The following is a 939-nucleotide window of genomic DNA, read 5'->3' as shown; positions in this document are numbered from 1 at the left end:
TCTTAAATCAAAGTTGTCTAGTCAGTGTAGTGAAACGCAGCTATCTTTGTTCGACCGAATTATCGGGGGCGGTCAGCAGCTCGCTGAACAGATCAGCACGACTTTGGATTCTACGCGGGTAGAAGCTGGAAAGCTGGCTGCCGACATTTCCCGCTTCAATGCAGTGCCTGCGCTTGAAGAAGCGTGTGTACAAGGTGAAACCCTTGCCAAGAAAAAAGGCTTGGATTTTCGCTCTGAGATTTCGGATTCTAACATATACGCCTTGGCAGACAGGCAGCACTTTAAGCAAATTGCGATCAACCTTATTTCCAACGCAATTAAATATACGCAAGCGGGAGCTATTGAAGTATCTCTTCGTCCCAGTTTTGATGAGCAGGTCGGCAAGTGCGTTACTCTTGAAGTAAATGATACAGGCTGTGGTGTTCCTCAAGGACAGCGTGAAAGCATTTTCAAACTATATCAGCGCCAAGATTCCCATGAGAATAGTGAGATTGAAGGTGATGGCTATGGTTTAGCAATATGCTGCGAAATGCTCGCGCTGAATCATGGTCGAATTGTTCTCGATAGCGAGGTGGGGCGAGGTAGCTCCTTCTCGGCTATTTTTCCTCGTTAGGCGATGCTAAAGCGCTTATTTCTTGCCATATCATTCAACACTCCCTAAAATCGATGAAAATCTTGTCGGGGAGCATCTGTCATTTTATCGCTTGATGATTTGCGAATGCTGAGACCATATAAATTCTTGGGATATATCCAATTATTTGTTGTTCTACATTTTGTAGGCAGATAGGGACCCGTTGAACCTGATTGGTTAGAACCAGCGTAGGGAACAAGAATTCATCAAGACTAGACCGATGATTCTAATTGCTTCCTTACTTACCACACTCGTAATACCGGATATGCGGAGCAATAGATGAAAAACGATTCGTTAAAGAAACTGGG

At 44.4% G+C, this 939-nt stretch carries 1 protein-coding gene and 1 riboswitch; the gene reads left to right on the top strand.

Annotated elements, in window-relative coordinates:
• Window positions 1-613: HAMP domain-containing sensor histidine kinase (locus A3756_RS23810; RefSeq protein ID WP_197481508.1), on the top strand; the 613-nt coding region annotated here is incomplete at its 5' end.
• A 56-nt stretch (window positions 614-669) separates the two neighbouring features.
• A riboswitch (TPP riboswitch) is annotated at window positions 670-843 on the top strand.
• Window positions 844-939 lie beyond the last annotated feature (96 nt).

This window comes from Oleiphilus sp. HI0086 (genome assembly GCF_001635225.1).
The sequence above is the reverse complement of the archived record's forward strand: the minus strand, read 5'-3'. Positions and strand labels throughout refer to the sequence as shown.